Origin of the sequence: Bradyrhizobium uaiense (assembly GCF_010811875.1) — a bacterium.
Classification (GTDB): Bacteria; Pseudomonadota; Alphaproteobacteria; order Rhizobiales; family Xanthobacteraceae; genus Bradyrhizobium; species Bradyrhizobium uaiense.
Genome location: NZ_VKHP01001099.1, coordinates 1 through 237 on the forward strand (window position 1 = coordinate 1; position 237 = coordinate 237).

1 protein-coding gene is annotated in these 237 nt (G+C 60.3%); it reads right to left on the reverse strand.

The genetic code is table 11. The features are described from left to right. Positions 1–237 (reverse strand): ABC transporter substrate-binding protein (locus FNJ47_RS48935; protein ID WP_236000651.1); only part of this gene is annotated, 237 nt, incomplete at both ends.

Below are 237 nucleotides of genomic sequence, written 5' to 3' on the forward strand. Positions count from 1 at the left end.
TCGAATTGCGGTGCCTTGTCGTTCAGCACCTTGTCGAGATTCCAGATCACGGCATCGGCGTTGAAGTCGCTACCGTCGTGGAATTTCACGTTCCTGCGCAGGGTGAAGCGCCACTTGGTCTTGTCGGCATCGTCGACCTTCCATTCGGTCGCCAGGCCCGGGATCAGCGCGCTCGCCTTGTCCGACGACGACAGGTCCCACATCGTCAGCGCGTCGTACATCGTAAGCCCGGTGAAG